We start from the raw sequence: 26,143 nt of genomic DNA on the forward strand, positions 1-26,143 counted from the left end.
AAAAAATCAACACCTTTAAAATCAATAAATTAAATGAAATGGCACGGCTGGTATGTTCCCTGCAAAACAGAGTGAGGCAATCGCCACTCACACAACCAACAGGAGAAACACCATGACCATGCGTCAATGCGCCATTTACGGCAAAGGTGGTATCGGTAAATCCACCACCACGCAAAACCTGGTCGCCGCGCTGGCGGAGATGGGCAAGAAAGTAATGATCGTCGGCTGCGACCCGAAAGCAGACTCCACCCGTTTGATCCTGCATGCGAAAGCGCAGAACACCATTATGGAGATGGCGGCTGAAGTCGGCTCCGTGGAAGATCTGGAACTGGAAGATGTGCTGCAAATCGGTTACGGCGACGTGCGCTGCGCAGAATCCGGCGGCCCGGAACCAGGCGTAGGCTGTGCCGGTCGCGGGGTAATTACCGCCATCAACTTCCTTGAAGAAGAAGGCGCCTATGTTCCCGACCTCGATTTCGTCTTTTACGACGTGCTGGGCGACGTGGTGTGCGGAGGGTTCGCCATGCCAATTCGCGAAAACAAAGCGCAGGAGATCTACATCGTCTGCTCCGGCGAAATGATGGCGATGTACGCCGCCAACAACATCTCTAAAGGCATCGTGAAATACGCCAAATCCGGCAAAGTACGCCTTGGCGGGCTGATCTGTAACTCCCGTCAGACAGACCGTGAAGATGAACTGATCATGGCGCTGGCGGAAAAACTCGGCACCCAGATGATCCACTTCGTTCCACGCGACAACATTGTACAGCGCGCAGAAATCCGCCGTATGACGGTGATTGAGTACGATCCGAACTGCAACCAGGCCAACGAATACCGCTCGCTGGCGAACAAGATCGTCAACAACACCAAAATGGTGGTACCAACGCCCATCACCATGGACGAACTGGAAGAGCTGTTGATGGAATTCGGCATTATGGATGTGGAAGATACCAGCATTATCGGTAAAACCGCCGCAGAAGAAAGCGCGGTTTGATGCACGCCCGCCAACAGGAAGACAACTATGAGCAATGCAACAGGCGAACGTAATCTGGAGATCATCCAGGAAGTGCTGGAGATCTTTCCGGAAAAAACGCGCAAAGAACGCAGAAAGCACATGATGGTGAGCGACCCGGAGTTGGAAAGCGTCGGGAAATGCATCATCTCCAACCGTAAGTCGCAGCCCGGCGTGATGACCGTGCGCGGTTGCTCTTACGCCGGTTCTAAAGGGGTGGTATTCGGGCCGATCAAAGATATGGCCCATATCTCCCACGGCCCGATCGGCTGCGGTCAGTACTCCCGCGCCGGGCGGCGTAACTACTACACCGGCGTCAGCGGTGTTGATAGCTTCGGTACGCTCAACTTCACCTCCGATTTTCAGGAGCGCGATATCGTGTTTGGCGGCGATAAAAAGCTGGCCAAACTGATTGAAGAGATGGAGACGCTGTTCCCGCTGACCAAAGGGATCTCCATTCAGTCTGAATGCCCGGTCGGCCTGATTGGCGATGACATTGAAGCCGTTGCCAACGCCAGCCGCAAAGCCATCAATAAACCGGTTATTCCGGTGCGCTGCGAAGGCTTTCGCGGCGTTTCCCAGTCACTCGGTCACCACATTGCCAATGACGTGATCCGCGACTGGGTACTGGATAACCGTGAAGGCAAGCCGTTTGAAGCCGGTCCTTATGACGTGGCGATCATCGGTGATTACAACATCGGCGGTGATGCCTGGGCTTCGCGCATTTTGCTCGAAGAGATGGGCCTGCGCGTGGTGGCGCAGTGGTCCGGCGACGGCACGCTGGTTGAGATGGAGAACACGCCGTTCGTCAAACTCAACCTTGTGCACTGCTACCGCTCGATGAACTACATCTCCCGCCATATGGAGGAGAAACACGGTATTCCGTGGATGGAGTACAACTTCTTCGGCCCGACCAAAGTCGCCGAGTCGTTGCGCAAAATCGCCGACATGTTTGATGACACCATTCGCGCCAACGCTGAAGCGGTGATCGCCAAATATCAGGCGCAGAACGACGCCATCATCGCCAAATACCGTCCGCGTCTGGAAGGCCGCAAAGTGCTGCTGTATATGGGCGGTTTACGTCCTCGCCATGTGATTGGCGCTTATGAAGATCTGGGGATGGAAATTATCGCTGCGGGTTATGAATTCGCCCATAACGATGACTACGACCGTACCCTGCCGGATCTGAAAGAAGGCACCTTGCTGTTCGACGATGCCAGCAGTTATGAACTGGAAGCCTTTGTCAAAGCGCTGAAGCCGGATCTGATCGGCTCCGGTATTAAAGAGAAGTACATCTTCCAGAAAATGGGCGTGCCGTTTCGCCAGATGCACTCCTGGGATTACTCCGGCCCCTATCACGGTTATGACGGCTTTGCCATCTTCGCCCGCGATATGGATATGACGCTCAACAACCCCGCGTGGGGCCAGTTGACTGCGCCGTGGCTGAAATCCGCCTGATTTTAATCCTGCTATCCCGTCTGTTCACCGATTTGTGGCGCGGGAGGAGAACACCATGAGCCAAAGTGCTGAGAAAATTCAAAACTGTCATCCGCTGTTTGAACAGGATGCGTACCAGATGCTGTTTAAAGATAAACGGCAACTGGAAGAGGCCCACGATCCGGCGCGCGTGCAGGAGGTCTTTCAATGGACCACCACGGCAGAGTATGAAGCGCTTAACTTTCAACGCGAAGCGCTGACTATCGATCCGGCAAAAGCCTGCCAGCCTCTGGGCGCGGTACTTTGCGCGCTGGGCTTTGCCAATACCCTGCCGTATGTTCACGGCTCCCAGGGGTGTGTGGCCTATTTCCGCACCTATTTTAACCGTCACTTTAAAGAGCCGATTGCCTGTGTTTCCGACTCGATGACGGAAGATGCGGCAGTATTCGGCGGCAACAACAACCTGAACACCGGGTTGCAGAACGCCAGCGCCCTCTACAAGCCGGAAATCATTGCCGTCTCCACCACCTGTATGGCGGAGGTCATCGGCGACGACCTGCAGGCGTTTATTGCTAACGCCAAAAAAGACGGCTTTATCGACGCGGCGATCCCGGTGCCTTACGCGCATACGCCGAGCTTTATCGGCAGCCATATCACCGGCTGGGACAATATGTTTGAGGGCTTCGCCCGTACCTTTACCGCCGATTACAGCGGGCAGCCGGGCAAGCTACCGCGTATTAATCTGGTTAGCGGATTTGAAACCTATCTCGGCAATTTCCGCGTGCTGAAACGCATGATGGAGCAAATGGAAGTGCCGTGCAGTCTGCTTTCCGATCCCTCCGAAGTACTGGATACCCCGGCTGACGGGCATTACCAGATGTATGCAGGCGGTACGACCCAGCAGGAGATACGCGAAGCGCCTGACGCTATCGACACCCTGCTACTGCAACCCTGGCAGCTGGCGAAAACTAAAAAAGTGGTGCAGGAAAGCTGGAACCAGCCCGCCACCGAGGTGCAAATCCCGATGGGGCTGGCCGGAACCGACGAACTGCTGATGGCAGTAAGCCAGTTAACCGGCAAAGCCATTCCGGATAGCTTAGCGCTGGAACGCGGCCGGCTGGTGGACATGATACTCGACTCCCACACCTGGCTGCACGGCAAGAAATTCGGCCTGTTCGGCGATCCGGATTTTGTCATGGGGCTGACCCGCTTCCTGCTGGAACTGGGCTGCGAACCGACGGTGATTCTGTGCCATAACGGCAACAAACGCTGGCAGAAAGCGATGAAGAAAATGCTTGAAGCCTCGCCGTACGGTAAAGAGAGCGAAGTCTTTATCAACTGTGATCTGTGGCATTTCCGCTCGCTGATGTTTACCCGTCAGCCGGACTTTATGATCGGCAACTCCTACGCCAAGTTTATCCAGCGCGATACGCTGGCGAAGGGTGAGCAGTTTGAAGTGCCGCTGATCCGCCTCGGGTTCCCGCTGTTCGATCGCCACCATCTGCACCGCCAGACCACCTGGGGTTACGAAGGGGCCATGAATATCCTCACCACGCTGGTTAATGCGGTGCTGGAGAAAGTCGACAGAGAGACCATCAAGCTCGGCAAAACCGACTACAGCTTCGATCTTATCCGTTAACCATCACAGCCCCGCCTTGTGCGGGGCTCAGGGAGGCACTATGCCGGTCGTTATTATTCGCCAGCGCGGCGCGGATCTCTACTGCTATATCGCTAAACAGGATCTGGAAGCGAAAATCCTGGTCGTTGAGCACGACACCCCGGAACGCTGGGGCGGTACGATTTCTCTTGAGGGCGGTCGCCGCTATTACGTCAATGTGCAACCGGGACGGCCCTCATTTCCCATTAGCCTGCGCGCCACCCGCGACGCCCTGGTGTAAGGAGACGAGCCATGTCCGAAAACGATACCCTTTTCTGGCGGATGCTGGCGCTGTTCCAGGCGCTGCCGGAACTGCAACCCGCGCAAATCATGGCGTGGCTGACCGGTGACTGCGATGAACCGCTGACGCCGGAACTGTTGGCCTCGCTGGATCAACACCATCTGGAGCAGCGTTTTCCTCATGAGGAAGCATTAATGTCCGCCGGGCGCTGGGCACGGGTAAACGCGTGCCTGAAAGGCGATCTGCCTGCCCACTTGCGCGTTATCGACTACGCGGCGCGTCGCCCGCAGTTGATTGTCGCCTTCTGCTCGCAGGATGGTCTGGCAATCAACGGTCATTTCGGCCAGGGGCGGCTGTTTTTTATTTATGCCTTTGATGACCAGGGCGGCTGGCTGTATGACTTACGTCGTTACGCCGCCAGCCCGCAGGACAAAGAGCCCAACGAGAGCCGCGCGCAATTGCTCGGCGATTGCCATCTGCTGTTTTGCGAAGCGATTGGCGGCCCCGCCGCTGCCCGCCTGATCCGCCACAATATCCATCCGATGAAAGTCACCCCCGGGCAGACCATTACCTCGCAGTGCGACGCCATCAAAACGCTACTCAATGGGCAACTGCCGCCGTGGCTGGCAAAACGCCTTGAGCGCGCCAACCCGCTGGAAGAACGGGTGTTCTGAATCAATCCCCTTCGGGGGATTTTTTTTGCGTGAACATTGCGCCAATTGTCTGCTTTGTTGCAAAAACGACACTTTTTTTCTCTTAAAAATCAATCACTCATTACTGGCTCGCGAATTGCACCTTCTGCAACAACCCAACCATATGATGAGGTGAAGATGAAGGGGAACGAGATCCTGGCTTTGCTCGATGAACCTGCCTGCGAGCACAACCACAAACAGAAATCCGGCTGCAGCGCGCCGAAACCCGGCGCGACGGCGGGTGGCTGCGCCTTTGACGGCGCGCAGATCACCCTGCTGCCACTCTCCGATGTTGCCCACCTGGTGCACGGCCCCATTGGTTGTACCGGTAGTTCATGGGATAACCGTGGCAGCTTCAGCTCCGGCCCGACGATCAACCGGCTGGGTTTTACCACCGATCTGAGCGAACAGGATGTGATCATGGGGCGTGGCGAGCGCCGCCTGTTCCATGCCGTGCGCCACATCGTCAACCGCTACCACCCGGCCGCCGTCTTTATCTATAACACCTGCGTACCCGCAATGGAGGGCGACGATATCGAAGCCGTCTGTCAGGCGGCAGAAACCGCTACCGGCGTACCGGTGATTGCCGTTGATGTCGCCGGCTTTTACGGCAGCAAAAATCTCGGCAACCGGCTGGCCGGTGAAGTGATGGTGAAAAAGGTAATTGGCGGGCGTGAACCCGCACCGTGGCCCGAAGATACCCCTTTTGCCCCGGCGCACCGCCACGATATCGGGCTGATTGGCGAATTCAATATTGCCGGGGAGTTCTGGCACATTCAGCCGCTGCTCGATGAGCTGGGTATTCGCGTGCTCGGTAGCCTTTCCGGCGACGGCCGTTTCAGTGAGATCCAGACGCTGCACCGGGCACAGGTCAATATGCTGGTCTGCTCCAGGGCGCTGATCAATGTCGCCCGCTCGCTGGAGCAGCGCTACGGCACGCCGTGGTTTGAAGGCAGTTTTTATGGTGTTCGCGCCACTTCCGACGCTCTGCGTCAACTGGCGGCACTGACGGCAGACCGCGATCTGATGCAGCGCACTGAACAACTCATTGCCCGCGAAGAACAACGAACAGAGCAGGCTCTGGCCCCGCTGCGCGAGCGCCTGCGCGGGCGCAAAGCGCTGCTCTATACCGGCGGCGTGAAATCCTGGTCGGTGGTCTCGGCTCTTCAGGATCTGGGCATGGAAGTGGTGGCGACCGGCACACGCAAATCCACCGAAGAGGATAAACAGCGCATCCGCGAACTGATGGGCGCCGATGCGCTGATGCTTGATGAAGGCAACGCCCGCTCGCTTCTGGACGTGGTTTACCGCTACCAGGCGGACATAATGATCGCCGGGGGACGCAATATGTATACCGCCTACAAAGCGCGGCTGCCGTTCCTCGATATCAATCAGGAGCGCGAGCACGCCTTTGCCGGCTACCGCGGCATTGTCACGCTGGCTGAACAACTCTGCCTGACCATGGAAAGCCCGGTCTGGCCACAAACCCATTCCCGCGCACCGTGGCAATAAGGATCACACAATGGCAGAAATTATCCGTAGTAAAAAGCCGCTGGCCGTCAGTCCGGTAAAAAGCGGCCAGCCGCTGGGCGCGATTCTGGCGAGCATGGGCTTTGAACAGAGCATTCCGCTGGTTCATGGTGCTCAGGGGTGCAGCGCCTTCGCAAAGGTCTTTTTTATTCAGCATTTTCACGATCCGATCCCGCTGCAATCGACGGCAATGGACCCGACATCCACCATTATGGGCGCCGATGGGAACATCTTTACCGCACTGAATGTGCTGTGCTCACGTAACAACCCGAAAGCGATTGTTCTGCTGAGCACCGGCCTTTCTGAGGCGCAGGGCAGCGATATTTCACGTGTGGTGCGCCAGTTCCGCGATGAATTCCCGCGCCATAAAGGGGTGGCGCTGCTGACCGTTAACACACCGGATTTTTATGGCAGCCTGGAAAACGGCTACAGCGCGGTACTGGAGAGCATGGTTGAACAGTGGGTGCCGGAAAAACCGCAGCCGGGCGTGCGCAATCGCCGCGTGAACCTGCTGCTCAGCCACTTGCTGACGCCGGGCGACGTCGAGCTGCTGCGCAGTTATGTCGAGGCATTTGGCCTGCAACCGGTGATTGTGCCGGATCTCTCCCAGTCGCTGGACGGCCATCTCGCCAGCGGGGATTTCTCGCCTATTACCCAGGGCGGCAGCAGCCTGCGGCTGATTGAACAGATGGGACAGAGCCTCGGCACGTTCGCCATTGGCGTTTCCCTCTCCCGCGCCGCGCAGTTGCTGACGCAGCGCAGCCATGCAGAGGTCATCACGCTGCCGCACCTGATGACCATGAGCCAGTGCGATACGTTTATTCATCAACTGAAGCGCCTCTCCGGGCGTGATGTTCCGGCGTGGATCGAGCGCCAGCGCGGGCAATTGCAGGATGCGATGATCGATTGCCATATGTGGTTACAGGGCGCGCCTGTCGCGCTGGCCGCCGAGGGCGATCTGCTCGCCGCCTGGTGCGATTTCGCCCGTGATATGGGCATGGTTCCCGGCCCGGTGGTGGCGCCAGTGAGCCAGAAAGGGTTGCAGGATCTGCCGGTCGAAAACGTCATCATCGGCGATCTGGAGGATATGCAGGATCTGTTGTGCAAAACGCCTGCATCACTGCTGGTGTCCAATTCTCACGCTGCGGATTTGGCCAGGCAGTTCAACATTCCGCTGGTGCGCGCCGGTTTCCCCCTGTTCGACCGTCTGGGCGAATTTCGCCGCGTGCGCCAGGGTTACGCCGGGATGCGCGACACCTTGTTTGAGCTGGCGAATGCACTGCGCGATCGCCACCATCATCTTGCCGCTTATCACTCGCCGCTGCGCCAGCGTTTTTACGAACCTGCATCTTCGGGAGGTGACTATGCAACATGTTAGCCGACAATTCAGCACCATTTGCGACAGTGAATGGTCGATGAGAGTGGCCTTTGCCAGTTCCGATTACCACCATGTCGATCAGCATTTCGGCTCCACGCCGCGGCTGGTGGTGTACGGCGTCAAAGAGGATGACGTCACCCTGCTGCGGGTGGTGGATTTCTCGGTACTGCCCGGCCATCAGCAGGAGAAACTGACCAGCCGGATTAGCGCGCTGGAGGATTGTGTGACGCTCTACTGCGTGGCGATCGGCGAGACGGTTTTTCGCCAGCTTTTACAGGTCGGCGTGCGCGCGGTGCGCGTTCCGGCAGATACAACGATTGTCGGGCTGTTGCAGGAAATCCAACACTACTGGTACGACAAAGAGCAGCGAAGAAGTGCGCGCAGCCGCAATACCGATCGCTTTGCCGGGCTACTGCTGGAAGATGAGTGGCAGGAAGAGGATGAGCGCTGATGCCTTTTCTGTGTCAGCTCTGTGACAAAGCCAACATAAAACTGCGACATAGTTCGCAGTTTTATGTCAGGCTCCAAAATCATCTTATTGAAATATAACGATTTCATCTTCTGGTACTGCTTTTGCTTCTACGATATTACCCGCTGTTGATTGACGCGGTGTAATGCGCTCCGGCGCGTTCCGTCATACATCCTGGGAGCCAAAAGCATGTGGAATTACTCCGAGAAAGTGAAAGATCATTTTTTTAATCCCCGTAACGCCCGGGTGGTGGAAAACGCCAACGCCGTGGGTGATGTGGGATCGTTAAGCTGTGGCGATGCGTTACGGCTGATGCTGCGAGTGGATCCGCAAGATGAAACCATTCTTGAGGCCGGGTTTCAGACCTTTGGCTGCGGCAGCGCAATTGCCTCTTCTTCCGCCTTAACGGAACTGATTATCGGCCGCACACTGGCGCAGGCCGAACAGGTCACCAACCAACAAATTGCCGATTATCTTGACGGTTTACCGCCGCAAAAAATGCACTGTTCGGTCATGGGCCAGGAAGCGCTACGCGCTGCCATCGCCAACTACCGCGGCGAAACGCTGGAAGAAGACCACGAAGAAGGCGCGCTGATTTGTAAGTGCTTTGGCGTGGATGAAGGACAGATTCGCCGCGCGGTGCTGAGTAACGGGCTGACCACGCTGGAAGAGGTGATCAACTACACCAAAGCAGGCGGCGGCTGTACTTCGTGTCATGAAAAAATCGAACTGGCGCTGGCGGATATTCTCGCGCAGCACCCACAGGTCGCCGCGCCGGTTACGACAACCAAAGATCCGCACTGGCAGGAAGTGGTTGATGCCATCACTGAACTGCGCCCGCATATTCAGGCCGATGGCGGCGATATGACGCTGCTCAGCGTGGCAAATCATAAAGTCACGGTCAGCCTCTCCGGCAGTTGTAGCGGCTGCATGATGACCGACATGACGCTCGCCTGGTTACAGCAAAAACTGATGGAACGCACCGGCTGTTATATGGAAGTCGTGGCTGGTGAAGCCGCAGTGTATTAACAGAGGGGAAAGAGCATGAAACAGGTTTATCTGGATAACAACGCCACCACGCGAATCGATCCAATGGTGCTGGAAGCGATGATGCCCTTTCTGACCGAGCATTATGGCAACCCTTCTTCGATTCATGATTTCGGCACGCCTTCCCGTGAGGCCCTTGAGCGCGCGCACCAACAGGTTGCCGCCCTGCTTGGGGCCGATCATACCAGCGAGATTATTTTCACCTCCTGCGCAACCGAAGCCACGTCAACCGCGCTGCACGCCTGTGTTGAACTGATGCCGGAGCGCCGGGAAATTATCACCACTGCAGTGGAGCACCCGGCCACGCTCGCCGTTTGTGAACATCTGGAGCGTCAGGGTTACCTTATCCACCGCATTGGTGTGAATAGCGACGGTGCGCTGGATATGGAGCAGTACCGCCAGGCGCTCAGCACACGAGTGGCGGTGGTGAGCGTGATGTGGGCAAACAACGAAACCGGCGTGCTGTTTCCGGTGATTGAAATGGCGGCCATGGCCCATGAATACGGCGCGCTGTTCCACTGCGATGCGGTACAGGCGGTCGGCAAAATTCCGCTGGATATTGGCCGCACGCAGATCGATATGCTCTCCTGCTCGGCGCACAAACTGCACGGGCCGAAGGGTGTCGGCTGCCTCTATCTGCGGCGCGGAACGCGTTTTCGTCCGCTGCTACGCGGCGGCCATCAGGAGCGCGGACGCCGGGCAGGGACGGAAAACATTGCCGGGATTGTCGGCATGGGTGCAGCCTGCGAACTTGCGCAGATCCATCTGCCAGGTGCATCCTCGCTGGCACAACTGCGCGATCGACTGCAGGAAGGGCTTATTGCGCAGGTCCCTTCCGTGATGGTAATGGGCGGCAACCAGCCGCGCGTTCCAGGCACCACCAATCTGGCGTTTGAGTTTATCGAAGGGGAAGCCATTTTATTACTGCTCAACCAGGTGGGAATTGCGGCATCGAGCGGCAGCGCCTGTACCTCCGGTTCGCTGGAGCCTTCGCATGTCATGCGGGCGATGAACATTCCTTACACCGCCGCGCACGGCAGTATTCGTTTCTCGCTCTCGCGCTACACGCGTGAGAAGGAGATCGACTACGTGATCGACACCCTGCCAACGATTATTGCCCGCCTGCGGATGCTCTCGCCCTACTGGCAGGAGGGAAAACCCGGGGCGGCTGAATCAGCATTTGCGCCGTTATACGGCTAAGGCGGCGAGTATGAATGTGCTTATCAACGACACCACCCTGCGTGACGGCGAACAGAGTCCGGGCGTCGCGTTTCTCGCCAGCGAGAAAATCGCCATCGCCGAGGCGCTGTTTACTGCGGGCATTACCGCGCTCGAAGTTGGCACGCCAGCGATGGGCGACGAGGAGCGCCAGCGCATTTTGCAGGTGCGCCGGCATGTGCCCGCCGCAACGCTGATGTCCTGGTGTCGGATGAACCACGACGAGATCCGCCAGAGCGCAGATCTCGGTATGGACTGGGTGGATATCTCCCTGCCCGCTTCGGATAAGCTGCGTCAGTACAAACTTCGCGAACCGCTGCCGCAGTTGCTCGATAAACTGGGTACGCTGATTGCACAAGCGCGGACGCTGGGAATGCAGGTCTGTGTCGGCTGCGAGGATGCCTCACGCGCCAGCGATCAGACGCTGAACCAGATTGCCGATATCGCCCGCGAAGCGGGCGCGAAACGACTGCGTTTCGCCGACACTCTCGGCCTGCTCGATCCCTTTACCACCACCACCCGCATTCAGGCGCTTGGTGAATACTGGCCGGGCGAAATCGAAATGCATGCGCACAACGATCTGGGGCTGGCGACCGCCAATACGCTGGCGGCGGTGCGCGCCGGAGCCACCAGCGTCAACACGACCGTGCTCGGGCTGGGCGAACGCGCAGGTAATGCCGCGCTGGAAACCGTTGCTCTGAGCCTGAGCCGCTGCCTGCAACAGGATTGTGGTGTTGATTTTACGCGCCTGCCGTCCCTGTGCCAGACCGTGGCCGACGCGACACAGCGGGCAATTGACCCGCAGCAACCGCTGGTAGGTTCACAGGTTTTCACCCATGAATCCGGCGTTCATGTCGCCGCGCTACTGCGCGATCGCGAAAGCTATCAGGCGATTGATCCGGCACTGATGGGGCGCGAGTATCGGCTGGTGCTGGGTAAACACTCCGGTCGCCAGGCGGTGGATGGCGTCTTCGCCCGCATGGGGTATCACCTCGATACCCTACAAATCGATCTGCTGCTGCCGGAGATCCGCCGCTTTGCCGAGCGCTGGAAACGCACGCCGAAAGAGGATGAACTGGTGGCAATTTACGATGCGCTGTGCGGGGAATCCGCACACTTTGCGAGGGGCTGACGATGGAGTGGTTTTATCAAATTCCCGGCGTGGATGAGCTCGATACCGCCGAGTCTTTTTTTGAATTCTTTAGCGTGCCATATGACCCGCTGGTGCTGCGCCACTGCTGTCTGCCGGTGCTGCGGGAGTTTCACCAGCGGCTGCGGCAAAACGTACCGCTGCGCAATTTGCTTGAAGAGGCGCCCCGCGCCCCGTGGCTACTGGCGCGCCGGTTGCTGACGGAAAGCTATCAGCACTACCTTCCGGAGCATACCTCATGAGACAAAAATTCGATTTTGGCGAAGAAGTGCGCGTTACCCGCGCCATTCGCAATGACGGCACCATGCGCGGCTTTGCGCGCGGCGACCTGCTGGTTCGTCGCGGCAGTACCGGTTTTGTCCGCGAATGGGGCACATTTTTGATGGATCAGATTATCTATCAGGTGCATTTTCTCGATGATGATTTGGTGGTTGGCTGCCGCGAGCAGGAGCTACTGCCGCTTTCCGTGCCGTGGCACGCCGGGCAGTTTCAGTATGGCGATCGTGTTGCCTGCCGCCACGCGCTGTCGGTAAATGGCGAAGTGGTGATCGCCGCCGGAGAGCACGGCCGTATTGAAGGAACAGACCAGGGCGAAGATGGGGAGAGTTACACCGTCACGTTTTTCGGGCGCTGGTTCCTGGTCCCCGCTGGCGCCATTACCCTGCTGGAGGATGACGCATGACGCCGTGGCAACGCTTCGCCCGACGGCGGCTGGCGATAACACGCTGGCAGTGCGAACCGGAACACATTCCTGCCGATCAACAAACCGCGTTTGACGATGCCTTCGCCCGCCAGTGCCAGCTGGAAAAGGCTGTGGTGGAGGTTGCCGCTGGCACCTCCCTGCCGGATAGCGTGTTGGAGAGTGTCGCAACCTCGCTGGCAAGCTGGCTGGATGGTGGGCATTTTTCTGCTGACGAGCGGCAGACAGTGGTCCGGCATCATGCCCGCATGGAGTGGCAGTTCGCCGAGATTGCCGGGCGCGCCCCTCTGCCGGACGATTTACAGGTGCTGGCCTGGTATCAGCAACATCAGGCGCAGTTTATGCGCCCGCCGCAGCGGCTGACATCTCACCTGTTGCTGACGGTCGATAACGACGATGGCGCAGTGCAGCGCCAGATCCGCCATTTTCATCAGGATATTAGCATCTCGCGTCAATACTTTGCCCGGCTGGCGCAGCGCTACTCCCACTGCCCCAGCGCGTTTGAAGGCGGACGTTTGGGCTGGATAAGCCAGGGGTTGCTCTATCCCGAACTCGACGCCGCGCTGTTTGCGCTGGCGGAAAATGGCCTTAGCCCCCCTATCAAAACCGGCCTCGGCTGGCATCTGTTATGGTGCGAAGCGATCCGTGACGCCGCGCCAATGCCGCAAGAGGAAGCACTGGAAAAAGCACGAAGCTATTTGGTTCGTCAGAACCAGCAGCAGTACCAGCGCACGTGGCTGGCAGCGTTAACCCGCAGCGTGATGGCGGATTAATTTCACCTTCAGAACAAATACCGGTAACAGGCCTTCCTGTCGAACCGGTTATGTTGCCGGGTAACGCGTGTTACCCGGCAACATCACTTACAACAATATCGGTTTAAGCGTTTCCAGCCAGGCATCCAGGCGCTCGTCGGTCAGGTCATACTGATTGTCCTGATCGATCACTAATCCGACAAATTTATCCGCTTCCAGCGCCGATGAGGCATTGAATTCATAGCCTTCATTCGGCCAGTGGCCGACAATCTGCGCGCCGCTGTTTTTCAGCGCGTCATACAGCGGGCGCAGGCCGCTGACAAAGTTATCCGGGTAACCCACCTGGTCGCCAAGACCGAAGAGCGCCACGGTTTTACCGCTCAGGCTGTTGATCTCAAGCTGAGCGACAAACTCTCTCCATGACGCGTCCTCACAACCCGCATCCAGCCCTGGCAGTTGCCCGTCGCCGAGCGTCGGCGTCCCTAACAGCAGTACCGGGTAAGAAAGAAACGTGTCGAGATCGGTACGGTTGATATTCACCGGCACATCGGCCGCTGCACCCAGTTTTTGGTGGATCATTTTGGCAATCTTGCGGGTTTTGCCCGTGTCGGTACCGAAAAAAATTCCAATGTTAGCCATCGCATGCTCCTGTGAGAAAAAGTGTGAATCCGCCCTGAACAGGCAGCTATCACCGAAGATATTGCGAAGGCTGTGCCAGCTTTTTTGCCGGGCAATCGCTGCACTGTATTGGCCCGTTATGCACCAGAGCGGCGCTTTTTTATCCACACTATTGGGCGTTGCCACGCACAGCCAGAGGGCAAAAGGGTAAAAATCGGCGGCAAACAGGGATCTGGATCAATCTTACAGCGAGTAACAAGGACCAAAGGCGCACCCTTTGCATGGTTAATGATTGTCCGTTTATGTTCGGACGAAAGTCGACAGGTGGCACAAATTGTCATAACTGCGACATTCCCATTTTGACCACAGGAGTTTGTGATGACCCTGAATATGATGATGGACGCCGCAGCGCCCGCCGAGATCGCCGGAGCGCTCTCACAACAGCATCCCGGGTTGTTTTTCACCATGGTTGAACAGGCTCCCGTTGCGATTTCCCTGACTGATGCCGATGCCCACATTCTGTATGCCAACCCGGCGTTTTGCCGCCAGTCGGGGTATGAGCTGGAAGAGTTGTTGCAGCAAAACCCGCGCCTGCTCGCCAGTAAACAGACGCCGCGTGAAATCTACCAGGATATGTGGCACACCCTGCTGCAACACCGTCCGTGGCGCGGGCAACTGATCAATCGTCGCCGCGACGGCAGCCTGTTTCTGGTGGAGATCGACATCACCCCACTGTTTAATACGCTCGGCAAACTCGAACATTACCTGGCCATGCAGCGCGACATCAGTACCAGCTACGCGCTGGAACAACGGCTGCGTAATCATATGACGCTGACTGAAGCCGTTTTGAATAATATTCCGGCGGCGGTTGTAGTGGTGGATGAACGCGATCAGGTAGTGATGGATAACCTCGCCTATAAAACTTTTTGCGCCGATTGCGGCGGTAAAGAGCTGCTGACCGAACTCAATTTTTCCGCCCATAAAGCGGAGCTGGCGCAGGGCCTGGTGCTGCCGGTAGCGCTGCGCGGCACAGTACGCTGGTTGTCCATCACCTGCTGGGCGCTGCCGGGCGTCAGTGAGGAAGCGGGCCGCTACTTTATTGATAACGCCGTGCCGCGCACGCTGGTGGTGATCACCGACAATACCCAGCAGCAGCAACAACAGGAACAGGGGCGTCTCGACCGTCTGAAGCAGCAGATAACCAGCGGTAAATTGCTGGCGGCGATCCGCGAATCGCTGGACGCCGCGCTGGTGCAACTCAATTGCCCAATTAATATGCTGGCCGCCGCCCGTCGTTTAAATGGCGACGATCACAGCAATCTGGCGCTGGATGCCGCCTGGCGTGAAGGCGAAGAAGCGATGGCGCGGCTGCAACGGTGCCGTCCGTCGCTGGAGCTGGAATGCCCGGCAGTCTGGCCGCTCCAGCCGTTCCTTGACGATCTGCTCGCTCTGTATCACCTCCGATATAACCAGGGCGAAAACCTGCAAATTGAGCTGGAATCGCCCTATCTGGTGGGCTTTGGTCAGCGAACACAACTGCTTGCCTGCCTGAGCCTGTGGCTCGACAGAACGCTGGATATTGCCGCTGAGCTACGTGATTTCACGGTACAGACTCAGCTTTACGCCCGCGAAGAGAGCGGCTGGCTGTCGTTCTATTTAAACGACAATGTACCGCTGACTCAGGTGCGCTACACCCATTCCCCCGATGCGCTCAATGCCCCCGGTAAAGGCATGGAGCTGCGGCTGATCCAGACGCTGGTCGCCCACCATCGCGGCGCAATTGAATTGACCTCCCGCCCTCAGGGAGGCACCTGCCTGACCCTGCGTTTCCCGTTATTTCACTCTCTGACCGGAGGCTCACTATGACTCAGCGAACGGAGTCGGGTACAACCGTCTGGCGCTTTGACCTCTCCCAGCAGTTTACCGCCATGCAGCGTATCAGCGAGGTGCTAAGCCGGGCGACGGAGGTCGGGCAGACGCTACAGGAAGTGCTGTGCGTGCTGCACAACAATGCCTTTATGCAGCACGGGATGATCTGTCTGTACGACAGCCAACAAGCGATCCTTAACATTGAAGCCCTGCAGGAGGCCGATCAGCAGCTCATTCCAGGCAGTTCGCAGATTCGTTACCGCCCGGGTGAAGGGTTGGTAGGCACGGTGCTGTCGCAGGGGCAATCTCTGGTGCTGCCCTGCGTTTCCGACGACCAGCGTTTTCTCGATCGCCTTGGATTGTATGATTACAGCCTGCCGTTTATCGCCGTGCCGCTGATAGGACCAAACTCGCAGCCTATCGGCGTGCTGGCAGCTCAGCCGATGGCCCGCTACGAGGAGCGGCTGCCAGCCTGCACTCGTTTTCTGGAAACTGTCGCCAATCTGGTGGTGCAAACCGTCCGCCTGATGACGCCGCCCAGCGTCGCGCCCTCACCCCGAGCGGCCGCCGCGCAGATCGCCAGTCAGCGTGGGTGCGCACCGTCGCGATCGTTTGGTTTTGAAAACATGGTCGGTAAAAGCGCGGCCATGCGCCAGACGCTGGAAATTATTCGCCAGGTATCGCGCTGGGACACCACCGTGCTGGTGCGTGGCGAAAGCGGGACCGGTAAAGAGCTGATAGCCAATGCTATCCACCACAATTCACCGCGCGCTGCTGCACCGTTCGTCAAATTCAACTGCGCGGCGCTACCCGACACGCTGCTGGAGAGTGAACTCTTCGGCCATGAAAAAGGTGCGTTTACCGGCGCGGTACGCCAGCGCAAAGGCCGCTTCGAACTGGCGGATGGAGGAACGTTATTTCTTGATGAGATCGGCGAAAGTAGCGCCTCGTTTCAGGCGAAATTGCTGCGTATTTTGCAGGAAGGCGAAATGGAACGCGTCGGCGGTGACGAAACGCTGCGGGTGAATGTACGGATCATTGCCGCCACCAACCGCAATCTGGAAGAGGAAGTGCGGCAGGGGAATTTTCGCGAAGATCTCTACTACCGCCTCAATGTGATGCCCATCTCCCTGCCCCCGCTCCGCGAGCGCCAGGAGGACATTGCCGAGCTGGCGCACTTTCTGGTGCGCAAAATCGCGCAAAACCAGAACCGCACACTGCGCATCAGCGATGGCGCGATCCGTTTGCTGATGAGCTATAGCTGGCCCGGAAACGTGCGTGAACTGGAAAACTGCCTTGAGCGTTCGGCGGTGATGTCGGAAAGCGGGCTGATCGATCGCGACGTGATTTTGTTTCATCACCGTGAAACTCTGCCAAAACCGCCGCAACCCAGCGCACCGCGCGAAGAGAGCTGGCTTGATCAGAATCTCGACGAGCGACAAAGATTGATCGCCGCGCTGGAGAAAGCCGGTTGGGTACAGGCAAAAGCAGCACGCCTGCTGGGAATGACCCCGCGCCAGGTGGCTTACCGTATTCAGACGATGGACATCACCATGCCGCGAATGTAGCGCTGTATTTTGTGACATTCAGCACATTGTCGGCCAAACGCCACAAACTCGACAAACAGACGATGACACGCTGAATTTAAAACATTAATTTTCAGTAAGTTACAATGATGGCAAGCGGTACAGGTTTTGCAACAGGAGGTTATGACCACACAACCAAGGTACGCCCATGACTTCCTGCACATCCGCCGCTGGCGGTTCACGCTGTCACACCGGGCAGCGTGAACCTTTATCTGATGTCGTTGCCGGTAAGGTGGCGTCGCACCCCTGCTACTCGCAAAACGGCCATCATCGTTATGCCCGTATGCATCTGCCGGTCGCGCCTGCCTGTAACCTGCAATGCAACTATTGCAACCGCAAATTTGATTGCAGTAATGAATCGCGCCCCGGCGTCTCGTCGTCGCTGCTGACGCCGGAACAGGCGGTAGCCAAAGTGCGCCATGTGGCTGCGGCGATCCCGCAATTGTCGGTGGTGGGCATCGCCGGGCCTGGCGACCCGCTGGCCAATATTCAACGCACATTCACCACCCTGGAAATGGTGCGCGAACAGCTCCCCGACCTGAAACTTTGCCTCTCCACCAACGGGCTGATGCTACCGGATGCGGTAGAGAGACTGGTGAATGTTGGCGTTGACCATGTCACGGTGACGATCAATACGCTGGATGCCGATATCGCGGCGCAAATCTACGCCTGGCTGTGGCTCGACGGTGAACGTTACAGCGGACGTGAAGCCGGTGAGATCCTGATTGCCCGCCAGCTTGAAGGCGTGCGTCGCCTGACAGCCAAAGGCGTGTTGGTGAAGATCAACTCGGTATTGATCCCCGGCATCAACGATGGCGTTCTGATCGATGTCAGCCGCGAACTGCGTGCCAGCGGCGCCTTTATTCACAATATTATGCCGCTGATCGCCCGCCCGGAGCACGGTACGGTGTTCGGTCTGAACGGACAGCCGGAGCCTGATGCGCAGATGGTAGCCCAGGTGCGTGAGCGTTGCGGCGAGGTGATGCCGCAGATGACGCACTGCCAGCAGTGCCGCGCTGACGCGATCGGTATGCTCGGCGAAGATCGCAGCCAGCAGTTTTCCCTGACGCCGGTTGAAGAGTTACCGCAGCCGTGGTTGCCAACGCTTTACCACCGGGCGCAGTTGCATGCCAGCATTGCCACGCGCGGCGAATCGGAAGAACCGGACGCCTGTCTGGTGGCGGTCGCCTCCACGCGTGGCGATGCGATTGATTGCCACTTTGGTCATGCCGATCGCTTTAGCATATACAGCCTGTCGGCGGCGGGTGCGGTGCTGGTCAACGAACGCTTTACGCCGAAATTTTGTCAGGGAAGCGACAACTGCGAACCGCAGGACAGCGACGCGCGGATGGACGCGGTTCTGGATCTGCTGGCCGATGTGAAAGCCGTATTTTGCGCCCGTATCGGCTACGGGCCGTGGCAGAAACTGGAAGCGCGCGGCATTCAACCCTGCGTCGATCACGCCTGGGAGCCGGTTAACGAGGCGCTGACCAGCTGGTGGCAGCAGTGGCGGAAAAAGGTGCAGTCCGATCCCGCGTCAATGGGGGTGGCATAATGCCTGTTCACGACTGGCTGCGGCGTTTGCTGTGGCTCTATGCGCACGGAGAAGGCTGTTATCCGCTGATGATGGGCTTGCAGGTGACCGAATGGCATGCCCTGCAGGCGCAGTTCGATCCCCCCACGCAGCCGATGCCCGCCGATTGTTTGCTGCGCCAAAAACTGATGAGCGAGCTGAATGCCACCCGTAGCGACGAACAGCAACAACTGGCGCAGTGGCTGGCGGGCTATATGGTGTCAGGCGCGGCACCGATGCACAACATTATCGCCAGTGCTTCGCTGGCGTTTAACCACCTGTGGCAGGATCTGGGGTTAAGTTCGCGTCAGGAGTTGCGCGAGTTAATGAGTGACTGTTTTCCTCTGCTGGTAGAAATGAACAGTGAAAATATGCGCTGGAAAAAGTTTTTTTATCGTCAGCGCTGCCTGCATTCTGCTGGGGAGCTTATTTGCCGCTCCCCAAGTTGCGACGCCTGCTGCGAACGCGAAATCTGTTTTTCAGATTCCTGAAATATATGTTTCACGAAACCCAGGTTGCAAAGAGATATGAGTGGACATCTATCGAGGTCTGAATTTAATTCGCCGTCTCATGAGAATATATAAACCCATAAAAACCAAGCAGTTACGTTGTTTTTATCCATTTCATGGGGTCTCAACTCATCCCGGAACAACGCTGTCAAAAATGAGTACATGGATGAGTAAAAACAGCGTAATAGTTAAACAAGAAATGGTTATGCTCACTGAGAATTAATATCGCATTGCCAAACCAAAAGAGAAGTTGTGACCTGTTCGGCGGAAAATCGCTTCTTCATGGGGATGTCCTCATGTGACTTATGGAGACATTTCTAACACCGGGGTGTACTAATCAATGGCGAGAAGGTCAGAATACTGGCATACGAGTATAATGGCCAGGTACAAACAGAGGAGTTAGTTAATCATTACTGGGAAAATGCTCAAACGAAAATGCGTTTTAATTGACCGGTACAACGTGAGCTGGTACAAAAAAAATTAATTTATAAATCAGTAAGCCGTATCGTTAGGATATCATCCTGTGTATGTTGTCTTCGACGATTTACAGCGTTCAGGTAGCCTATGAATGAGCCTTTGTTTCCTACCGCCGTTATTGTGGATGACCATCCCCTGGCGCGCATGGCCATACGTGGCGTGTTGGAAAAACAACACATTATCATTATCAAAGAGTTTGAGCGTGGGGATGTGGCCCTAAAGGAGTTGACGAAAACAGCGGTGGATATCATCGTTGTAGATGTCGAAATCCCCGGCATAAATGGCGTTGAGCTCGTGGAGAAACTCAGGGCGCAGCGTTTTACCGGTGTGTTAATCGTAGTATCTGCAAAAAACGATCGATATTACAGTAAACGCTGTGCGCAAGCTGGCGCGAATGCTTTTATTAGTAAAAAACAGGATATGGAAAATATTCTTGCAGCGATTAATGCGGCGCAAAATGGTTATAGCTACTTTCCTTTTTTCCTGGAAGAACCGTCTGCGACACTCACGGATAACCAGCGTCTTGAATCTCTCTCCGCACAGGAGATGAAAGTAATGAACTATATGCTGAGCGGCCTTGATAATACACAGATCGGCGAAGCGATGTATATTAGCAGTAAAACGGTAAGCACCTATAAAACAAGATTAATGGAAAAATTAGGCTGCAAATCGTTAGTCGAACTCCTCTCTTTTGCCCATCAGAATAAGCTGACCTGAACATGGATCTACGGCTTGTAATACTCCTACTCCTCTGGGTTTTCAGCGGATGTACTGCTTATGCTCAGAATACCCCCTCCATTGAGCTGGAGCTGTCGGGATATAGTTACATTACGCCGGTACCGGTTTACTTGAGCGAGGATGACAAACGCTGGTTGTTGCAGAAAAGAGTGCTACGCGTCGGGGTTTATCAACCGGAACAGGCTCCGTTGGTGCAAACCACGCTCAGCGGGCGCTACAGGGGGATGAATGCTGACTATCTGATGCTAATTCATTACTCGCTAAATATCCGCATCGCCGTGTTGAGCTATAAAAATCGCGCTGATGCGATCCGCGCACTGCGTGCGGGTGAGATTGACACGGTGTTGACCGGTCTTGATACGTTTCCGTTTGCTGAGGAGGGTATTCAGCTCTCGGAGCCTCTGGTGCATTCCTGGCCCGTGCTGGTGACCTCGCTCTCTAACGTTATGAGTCCCTTGCAAAGTCCGCGAACTAGTCGCATTGCTGTTGTTGAGGGCTATCCTGGCGCTGATTTCATCCATGAGGCGTTTCCGAATGCCGAAATAGCCAATTACGCCAGTTATCAGGAGGCGCTGAACTCCGTTATTACCGGGCAGAATAGATGGTTTATGGGGGATTCGCTGACCACAAGCACCTGGCTTTCCCAGGAGTTCAGCCAGGCATTGAGTACGGTTAAATACTGGCCTTCGCCGCAGAAAATGAGCCACTTTTTATTCTTACCGGCACAAGACCGCTTGCTGAACATCATTAATAGCACCGTCAATGCAATAGATGAAAATCAGCATGGACAAATTGCGCAGTCGATGATCGACAAAGGCAATCTCTCTTTTTTGCTCAAACCGCTCAATCTGACGCCTCGTGAAAAACAGTGGCTAAAAAAACATAAAACGCTGCGGGTAATTATTAATCCGTGGTTTGCGCCTTACACCATGGCCGACAATAATCAGGAAGTACGGGGGATTGTAGGGGATATTCTTAATCTGATTAGTCTGCAAACCGGCCTGCAATACGAAACAGTTGTCGTCAACTCGCGTGAAGATATGCTTTCGGAGATGAAAAAGGGCAACTGGCATATTGTACAGGCAGCCGCCTATGATTTGAGCCTCCAAAACGCCCTCACCTTCACTCATCCTTTTATTACTACCCAGTTTGTCACCGTTGTCAGAAAAGAGGACGCTCAGGCGATAGGGTTAAAGGCAGGGGCTCGCGTGGCGATAAGCGCGGATCATCCGCTACTGATGCAAATGAAAGCCCGTCATCCGGATATCCATTGGCAAGAAGTAGAAAACTCCAGCGTGGCATTAAATCTTGTTGCAACGGGGAAAGTGGACGCGGCGATCTCTAATCAGCTGACGGCCCGCTACCTCAGCGAACATTATTATCCCGATAGGCTGGCATGGCTCCCGTTACCGGAAGTGCAACCAGCGGCAATCAGTTTTGCTGTTCCCCGCTCAGAGCCTGAATTAAGGCAGATCCTTGATAAGGCTCTTGACGATATCCCCCAGAAGGAAGTTTTACAGATTGTCGGTAAATGGGTACGTCTGCCGGACGTCCAAATAGATACCTGGGAGTTGTATAACCGGCCCTTCTACCTGGTAGCGACCCTCGCTACGCTGCTGGTGGTCAGCACCTTACTCTGGGTGCTCTACCTGGTACGGCAGGCACGTAGAAGAAAAGAGTCGCAGCGTTTATTGGTGATAGAAAAGAACAAGGCGCAGAAAGCGAATGAAGAGAAACGAAACTTCCTCTCTCATATGAGCCACGAGATCCGCACCCCAGTAAGTGCCATTGTGGGATTTCTGGAACTGCTGCAAAACTCAACGACAAACCTCAGCCCTGAAGATAAAACCTCGGTCGATCATGCCGTAATAGCTTCGCGCTCACTCTTGAAACTAATTGGTGAGATCCTCGATCTGGAGAAGATTGAGTCCGGTTTGCAGGAAGTGATGCCGAAGTGGGTGCATGTTGATGCGATGATCAAAGAAAAAGTACTACTTTTTACCGCGCTTGCCGGGCAGAAAGGGATAGGACTGCGCTATAACTCGCATCTGGATCCAAAAGAAGCTATGCAGCTAGATCCACAGATGTTGGGACAGGTACTGATTAATCTTATCGGCAATGCGGTGAAATTTACCCGTCATGGACACGTTCAGATCTCGGCGAAGAAGCTGAATCAGATACTGGTAATATCTGTAAACGACACGGGACCCGGCATCAGCGGCGAAGAACAAAAGTCGCTTTTTATGCCCTTCAGTCAGGGGAAAATGGGGGAATTTCATCGCGGATCAGGGCTAGGATTGGCTATTGCAAAAGCATTGATGAAGCAGATGGGGGGCACGATAGATCTGCAAAGTGAACTTAATCAGGGAACCAGCGTGACGCTGAGCCTGCCAGTGCAAATTTCATATGATGCACTCGCTGAAGTCCTTGAAACCGACCCCTCACCGCCTCCGTTTATTGGCAAAGCGTTGCGAGTATTAATTGCCGACGATCACCCTTCCAGTCGTCTACTGTTGAAACGTCAGCTCGACTCACTGGGAATTACTGTGGATGAAGCGGAAAACGGCGAAGAGGCATTACACTATCTTCATCAGGACCGTTACGATTTATTGATTACCGACCTTAACATGCCCGTGATGGACGGTATTGCGCTTACCCGTGAGGTGAGAAGATTTGAGAGCGACCTTCCCATCTGGGGTCTGACCGCTACAGCGCAGCAGCATGAGCGTGAGCGCTGCCTTGCGGCGGGAATGAACGATTGTCTATTTAAGCCAATTACTCTCGCGCAGATCTCTAGCCTGCTAGCCGGAGTAGGCCAGACGAATGGAGCTGTGTTCGATGAGAAGCGTCTGGCGGTGCTGGCGCAAGGCAATCGGGGGCTTATGCTCGCGGCACTGCATGATGCGCAGCGTGAAAATCGACACGATTTAGAAGCAGCCAGAGCAGCCGCACGTGACGAAGATTATCCATCAGTGAAATATCATATTCATCGCCTTAACGGTACAGCCCAATTGCTGGGGATTAATGAACTCATCACTGTTGCCCATATGCTAGAAGAACGATTGCCTGACGCTGTTTCTGCGGCGGAACTGCTCGACTTTTTGAACCGCATCGAAAGCTCGCTCAATAAGCTGGACCAATCCATTGAACAATTTCAACAATAACCCCTTTTCCTACATATGTAGGCACTTGATGACAGAATAATAAGCCCTCGCTGATGTTGATCTACTGTTAACCAGGTAAAATTAGCCCTGTTCCGGTGCAGTATCTTTTGTTAAGTGACAATAGAATATTGCCTAAGAAAAATCTAAATTGATGGTTATTACAAGTTTTGGCTATCAAACAACCATAGATCATTAAGTTGCACCTATGTTTCATGGTAGCTTTAAATTCCATATTTTTATTTTTAACTGGTGCTTTAATTCGTTTTCACCGGCTTTTTATGGATTAATGTTCTTTTAATTCTGAAAAGATAGTAGAAACGATCGTTTTTAACCTCTGGTCTGAAATCCATTACTTTTGTGCTGTTATAAACATATAATTTCTGTAAATTTCACACTGAAACATGAGAGGGATTACTGACGCTAAATAATAAAGAGGATTATGCCTGGAAGGTAATTTTATGGATTTGTCAGGTTCCATTTTTTCTGATGATTATTTTTTTATCATCGGCATGAGTGAGTTGTTAACGCCGGAGTTGATTGATGAAAATTATTGTATTATAGACATTGAAACGATATGCATATCCGAGGTGCGCAAAAACATAATACCAGGGAAAAAAGTTATTCTTTTTATCAGCAACGATCTTGACTACTATGCCTTAAAGCATATGCCTGACTTTGTCTTTATTGACAAGAAGTGTCGACTGAATGAAATTCTCTCCTGTTTGCTGGTAAAGAACTCACAATATAATTACAGAGTGAAATATTCACTTTCTCAGCGTGAGGAAGAGGTGCTCTCTTGTATGCAAAAAGGGCTGGATGTCAAAGAGATTAGCCAGCAATTAGGCATGACAATAAAAACGTTTTATGCACATCGTCGCAGTCTGATTTTTAAACTACAGCAAGGTAATCGTGTTGCGCTGTATCAGAACATTGCGCGCAGTGAGCTCTATAAACAGAGCTCTTATGAATATGAGTGATTAATATGCTTTATTAGAAATGGTTTTATGAATGTAACATTCACATGGCTTTTTTAGAGTTTCACATTTGTTTTCTTAAAATTTAATTAACTATATGGGATTTATATATGAAAAAGATTGCACTGATTTCTGCTCTTGTGTCTCTGTCTGTTTTTCAGGCTGTAAATGCTGCTGATGGGGTAATTAATTTTACCGGCACTATCACGGGAACGGCATGCGTGGTCGACACAACGTCTATCGCTCAACCTGTTGAACTCGGCACCATTTCAACCGCAGCCTTTGCCGGAGGTAATAGCGCTACGGCGGCGGCGAAACGTTTTAACATTGTGCTGAAATCCTGCCCGGCCAGTATTTCCAGCGCCAGTATTCGCTTTGATGGCACGACCAACACCACGAATCCCTCCATTCTGGCACTGAGCAACGGGCAAACTGCAACTAACGTCGGGGTTGCTCTCTATGAGCAGGACAGTACGACGCTGATTCCGGTTGGTTCCTCCTCAGCAAGGGTGAATCTGTTGGAAGATGTGAATAACACGCTGACTTACTTTGCTAAATATATGGCAACGGGAGTCGTTGGTGCAGGAACAGCAAACTCTTCGACATCATTTACCGTGACTTACCAGTAAAAGTAGGGCCATTTGTGGCCCTTGTTATTCTCTCAGGACCTCTTCATGTTACAGAATGTATTTAAAAAAATCGCCGTGAGTTTATTCCTTATCTCTACCGCGGCAATCAGTGGTGTGGAAATAGGCGGCACCCGACTTATTTATAATGGTAGCGGTAGTCAGTCGGCAATCAGCGTGAGTAACCCGGACAATACACCATATCTAATTCAGTCATGGGTAAGTAACAATGAAAACAGTGACGATGGTGATAGCCCATTTATTACCACGCCGCCTTTATTTAAACTAAATCCACATGCACAGAATTCGGTTCGCGTAATGTTAATCGGTAATTCTGTGCCTCAGGATCGGGAAAGCGTGTATTGGCTAAATATTAAATCAATACCGTCATCATCGGCGGATGCTAAAAACGAGTTGCTGATTGCGGTAAAGAGTAAAATGAAGATTTTTTATCGCCCTGCGGGCCTAAAAGGAGATCCTTCACTGGCATATCAACAATTAACTTTTTCAGTCGCTGATGGGAAACTGAATGTGCATAATCCGTCACCTTACAGCGTGTCGCTTTATCATGTGAAAGTGAATGGAAAAGAATTAGCTAAACCTCCAATGGTTTTACCATTTCAAACCGTATCGCTATCTCAGTCGGCGTTAACTGGTGGTGAAATATCATGGCGTGCGATCAATGATTTCGGAGGTATCACGGCTGAACATAAATTTAATTTTTAG

The 26,143-nt window shown here is 54.6% G+C and carries 24 protein-coding genes; 23 read left to right on the plus strand and 1 reads right to left on the minus strand.

What is annotated here, in order from left to right; all coding sequences use genetic code 11:
- Positions 1–112 precede the first annotated feature (112 nt).
- The 14 genes from nifH to nifM all read left to right on the plus strand — a co-directional run bounded on the left by nifH (position 113) and on the right by nifM (position 13,304).
- A complete protein-coding gene (gene nifH / locus ACS603_RS02600; protein ID WP_182061381.1) occupies positions 113–994 on the plus strand; it encodes a nitrogenase iron protein in 882 nt (293 codons plus the stop codon).
- A 27-nt stretch (positions 995–1,021) separates the two neighbouring features.
- Positions 1,022–2,470, plus strand: coding sequence for a nitrogenase molybdenum-iron protein alpha chain (nifD, locus tag ACS603_RS02605; protein ID WP_182061382.1), 1,449 nt, complete (start codon positions 1,022–1,024; stop codon positions 2,468–2,470).
- A gap of 55 nt (positions 2,471–2,525) precedes the next feature.
- The gene (gene nifK, locus ACS603_RS02610) at positions 2,526–4,088 is read left to right on the plus strand and encodes a nitrogenase molybdenum-iron protein subunit beta (protein WP_315685951.1); all 1,563 of its coding nucleotides are present in this window, start codon (positions 2,526–2,528) and stop codon (positions 4,086–4,088) included.
- Between the two features lie 40 nt (positions 4,089–4,128).
- Positions 4,129–4,347 carry a putative nitrogen fixation protein NifT gene (gene nifT, locus ACS603_RS02615; protein WP_182061384.1) on the plus strand — a complete coding sequence of 73 codons (219 nt, stop codon included), beginning with the start codon at positions 4,129–4,131 and terminating at the stop codon, positions 4,345–4,347.
- An 11-nt stretch (positions 4,348–4,358) separates the two neighbouring features.
- Entirely contained in the window at positions 4,359–5,021 is a 663-nt protein-coding gene (locus ACS603_RS02620) for a NifB/NifX family molybdenum-iron cluster-binding protein (RefSeq protein ID WP_182061385.1), read from the plus strand.
- 156 nt (positions 5,022–5,177) lie between these two features.
- Positions 5,178–6,551, plus strand: a complete 1,374-nt coding sequence (gene nifE, locus ACS603_RS02625; protein WP_182061386.1) for a nitrogenase iron-molybdenum cofactor biosynthesis protein NifE — start codon at positions 5,178–5,180, stop codon at positions 6,549–6,551.
- Between the two features lie 10 nt (positions 6,552–6,561).
- The gene (gene nifN / locus ACS603_RS02630; protein WP_182061387.1) at positions 6,562–7,947 is read left to right on the plus strand and encodes a nitrogenase iron-molybdenum cofactor biosynthesis protein NifN; all 1,386 of its coding nucleotides are present in this window, start codon (positions 6,562–6,564) and stop codon (positions 7,945–7,947) included.
- A complete protein-coding gene (locus ACS603_RS02635) occupies positions 7,934–8,398 on the plus strand; it encodes a NifB/NifX family molybdenum-iron cluster-binding protein (RefSeq protein WP_474943703.1) in 465 nt (154 codons plus the stop codon). Before nifN ends, ACS603_RS02635 begins: the two co-directional genes overlap by 14 nt.
- Before the next feature lie 207 nt (positions 8,399–8,605).
- Entirely contained in the window at positions 8,606–9,445 is an 840-nt protein-coding gene (nifU, locus tag ACS603_RS02640; protein WP_474943705.1) for a Fe-S cluster assembly protein NifU, read from the plus strand.
- Positions 9,446–9,460: 15 nt separating this feature from the next.
- Positions 9,461–10,663, plus strand: a complete 1,203-nt coding sequence (gene nifS / locus ACS603_RS02645; protein WP_315685958.1) for a cysteine desulfurase NifS — start codon at positions 9,461–9,463, stop codon at positions 10,661–10,663.
- 10 nt (positions 10,664–10,673) lie between these two features.
- Entirely contained in the window at positions 10,674–11,813 is a 1,140-nt protein-coding gene (gene nifV / locus ACS603_RS02650; RefSeq protein WP_315685960.1) for a homocitrate synthase, read from the plus strand.
- Positions 11,814–11,815: 2 nt separating this feature from the next.
- On the plus strand, positions 11,816–12,073 hold the full coding sequence (locus ACS603_RS02655) for a nitrogenase-stabilizing/protective protein NifW (RefSeq protein ID WP_074779443.1): 258 nt from the start codon (positions 11,816–11,818) through the stop codon (positions 12,071–12,073).
- Positions 12,070–12,513, plus strand: coding sequence for a nitrogen fixation protein NifZ (locus tag ACS603_RS02660; RefSeq protein ID WP_315685964.1), 444 nt, complete (start codon positions 12,070–12,072; stop codon positions 12,511–12,513). The genes ACS603_RS02655 and ACS603_RS02660 overlap by 4 nt, the downstream gene beginning before the upstream one ends.
- Entirely contained in the window at positions 12,510–13,304 is a 795-nt protein-coding gene (gene nifM, locus ACS603_RS02665) for a nitrogen fixation protein NifM (RefSeq protein ID WP_474943706.1), read from the plus strand. Before ACS603_RS02660 ends, nifM begins: the two co-directional genes overlap by 4 nt.
- Before the next feature lie 87 nt (positions 13,305–13,391).
- Here nifM and ACS603_RS02670 read toward each other — a convergent pair whose 3' ends face one another.
- Positions 13,392–13,922, minus strand: a complete 531-nt coding sequence (locus tag ACS603_RS02670; RefSeq protein WP_182061394.1) for a flavodoxin — start codon at positions 13,920–13,922, stop codon at positions 13,392–13,394.
- Positions 13,923–14,279: 357 nt separating this feature from the next.
- On the opposite strand from ACS603_RS02670, the gene nifL reads away from it, so the two are divergent.
- The 9 genes from nifL (at position 14,280) to ACS603_RS02715 (ending at position 26,143) form a co-directional block, all read left to right on the plus strand.
- Positions 14,280–15,767 carry a nitrogen fixation negative regulator NifL gene (gene nifL, locus ACS603_RS02675; protein ID WP_474943707.1) on the plus strand — a complete coding sequence of 496 codons (1,488 nt, stop codon included), beginning with the start codon at positions 14,280–14,282 and terminating at the stop codon, positions 15,765–15,767.
- Positions 15,764–17,338 carry a nif-specific transcriptional activator NifA gene (gene nifA / locus ACS603_RS02680; RefSeq protein WP_182061396.1) on the plus strand — a complete coding sequence of 525 codons (1,575 nt, stop codon included), beginning with the start codon at positions 15,764–15,766 and terminating at the stop codon, positions 17,336–17,338. Before nifL ends, nifA begins: the two co-directional genes overlap by 4 nt.
- 166 nt (positions 17,339–17,504) lie before the next feature.
- Complete coding sequence (gene nifB / locus ACS603_RS02685; RefSeq protein WP_474943708.1) at positions 17,505–18,911, plus strand: nitrogenase cofactor biosynthesis protein NifB; 1,407 nt, start codon at positions 17,505–17,507, stop codon at positions 18,909–18,911.
- A complete protein-coding gene (locus ACS603_RS02690) occupies positions 18,911–19,420 on the plus strand; it encodes a nitrogen fixation protein NifQ (RefSeq protein WP_182061398.1) in 510 nt (169 codons plus the stop codon). The genes nifB and ACS603_RS02690 overlap by 1 nt, the downstream gene beginning before the upstream one ends.
- Positions 19,421–20,002: 582 nt before the next feature.
- Entirely contained in the window at positions 20,003–20,632 is a 630-nt protein-coding gene (evgA, locus tag ACS603_RS02695; RefSeq protein WP_182061399.1) for an acid-sensing system DNA-binding response regulator EvgA, read from the plus strand.
- Between the two features lie 2 nt (positions 20,633–20,634).
- Entirely contained in the window at positions 20,635–23,817 is a 3,183-nt protein-coding gene (locus ACS603_RS02700; RefSeq protein WP_474943709.1) for a response regulator, read from the plus strand.
- 458 nt (positions 23,818–24,275) lie between these two features.
- Positions 24,276–24,794 carry a helix-turn-helix transcriptional regulator gene (locus ACS603_RS02705; protein WP_182061401.1) on the plus strand — a complete coding sequence of 173 codons (519 nt, stop codon included), beginning with the start codon at positions 24,276–24,278 and terminating at the stop codon, positions 24,792–24,794.
- Positions 24,795–24,901: 107 nt separating this feature from the next.
- Positions 24,902–25,420, plus strand: coding sequence for a fimbrial protein (locus tag ACS603_RS02710; RefSeq protein ID WP_182061402.1), 519 nt, complete (start codon positions 24,902–24,904; stop codon positions 25,418–25,420).
- A gap of 45 nt (positions 25,421–25,465) precedes the next feature.
- Positions 25,466–26,143, plus strand: a complete 678-nt coding sequence (locus tag ACS603_RS02715) for a fimbrial biogenesis chaperone (protein ID WP_182061403.1) — start codon at positions 25,466–25,468, stop codon at positions 26,141–26,143.

The organism is Enterobacter sp. Li2LvB3, from assembly GCF_056156645.1.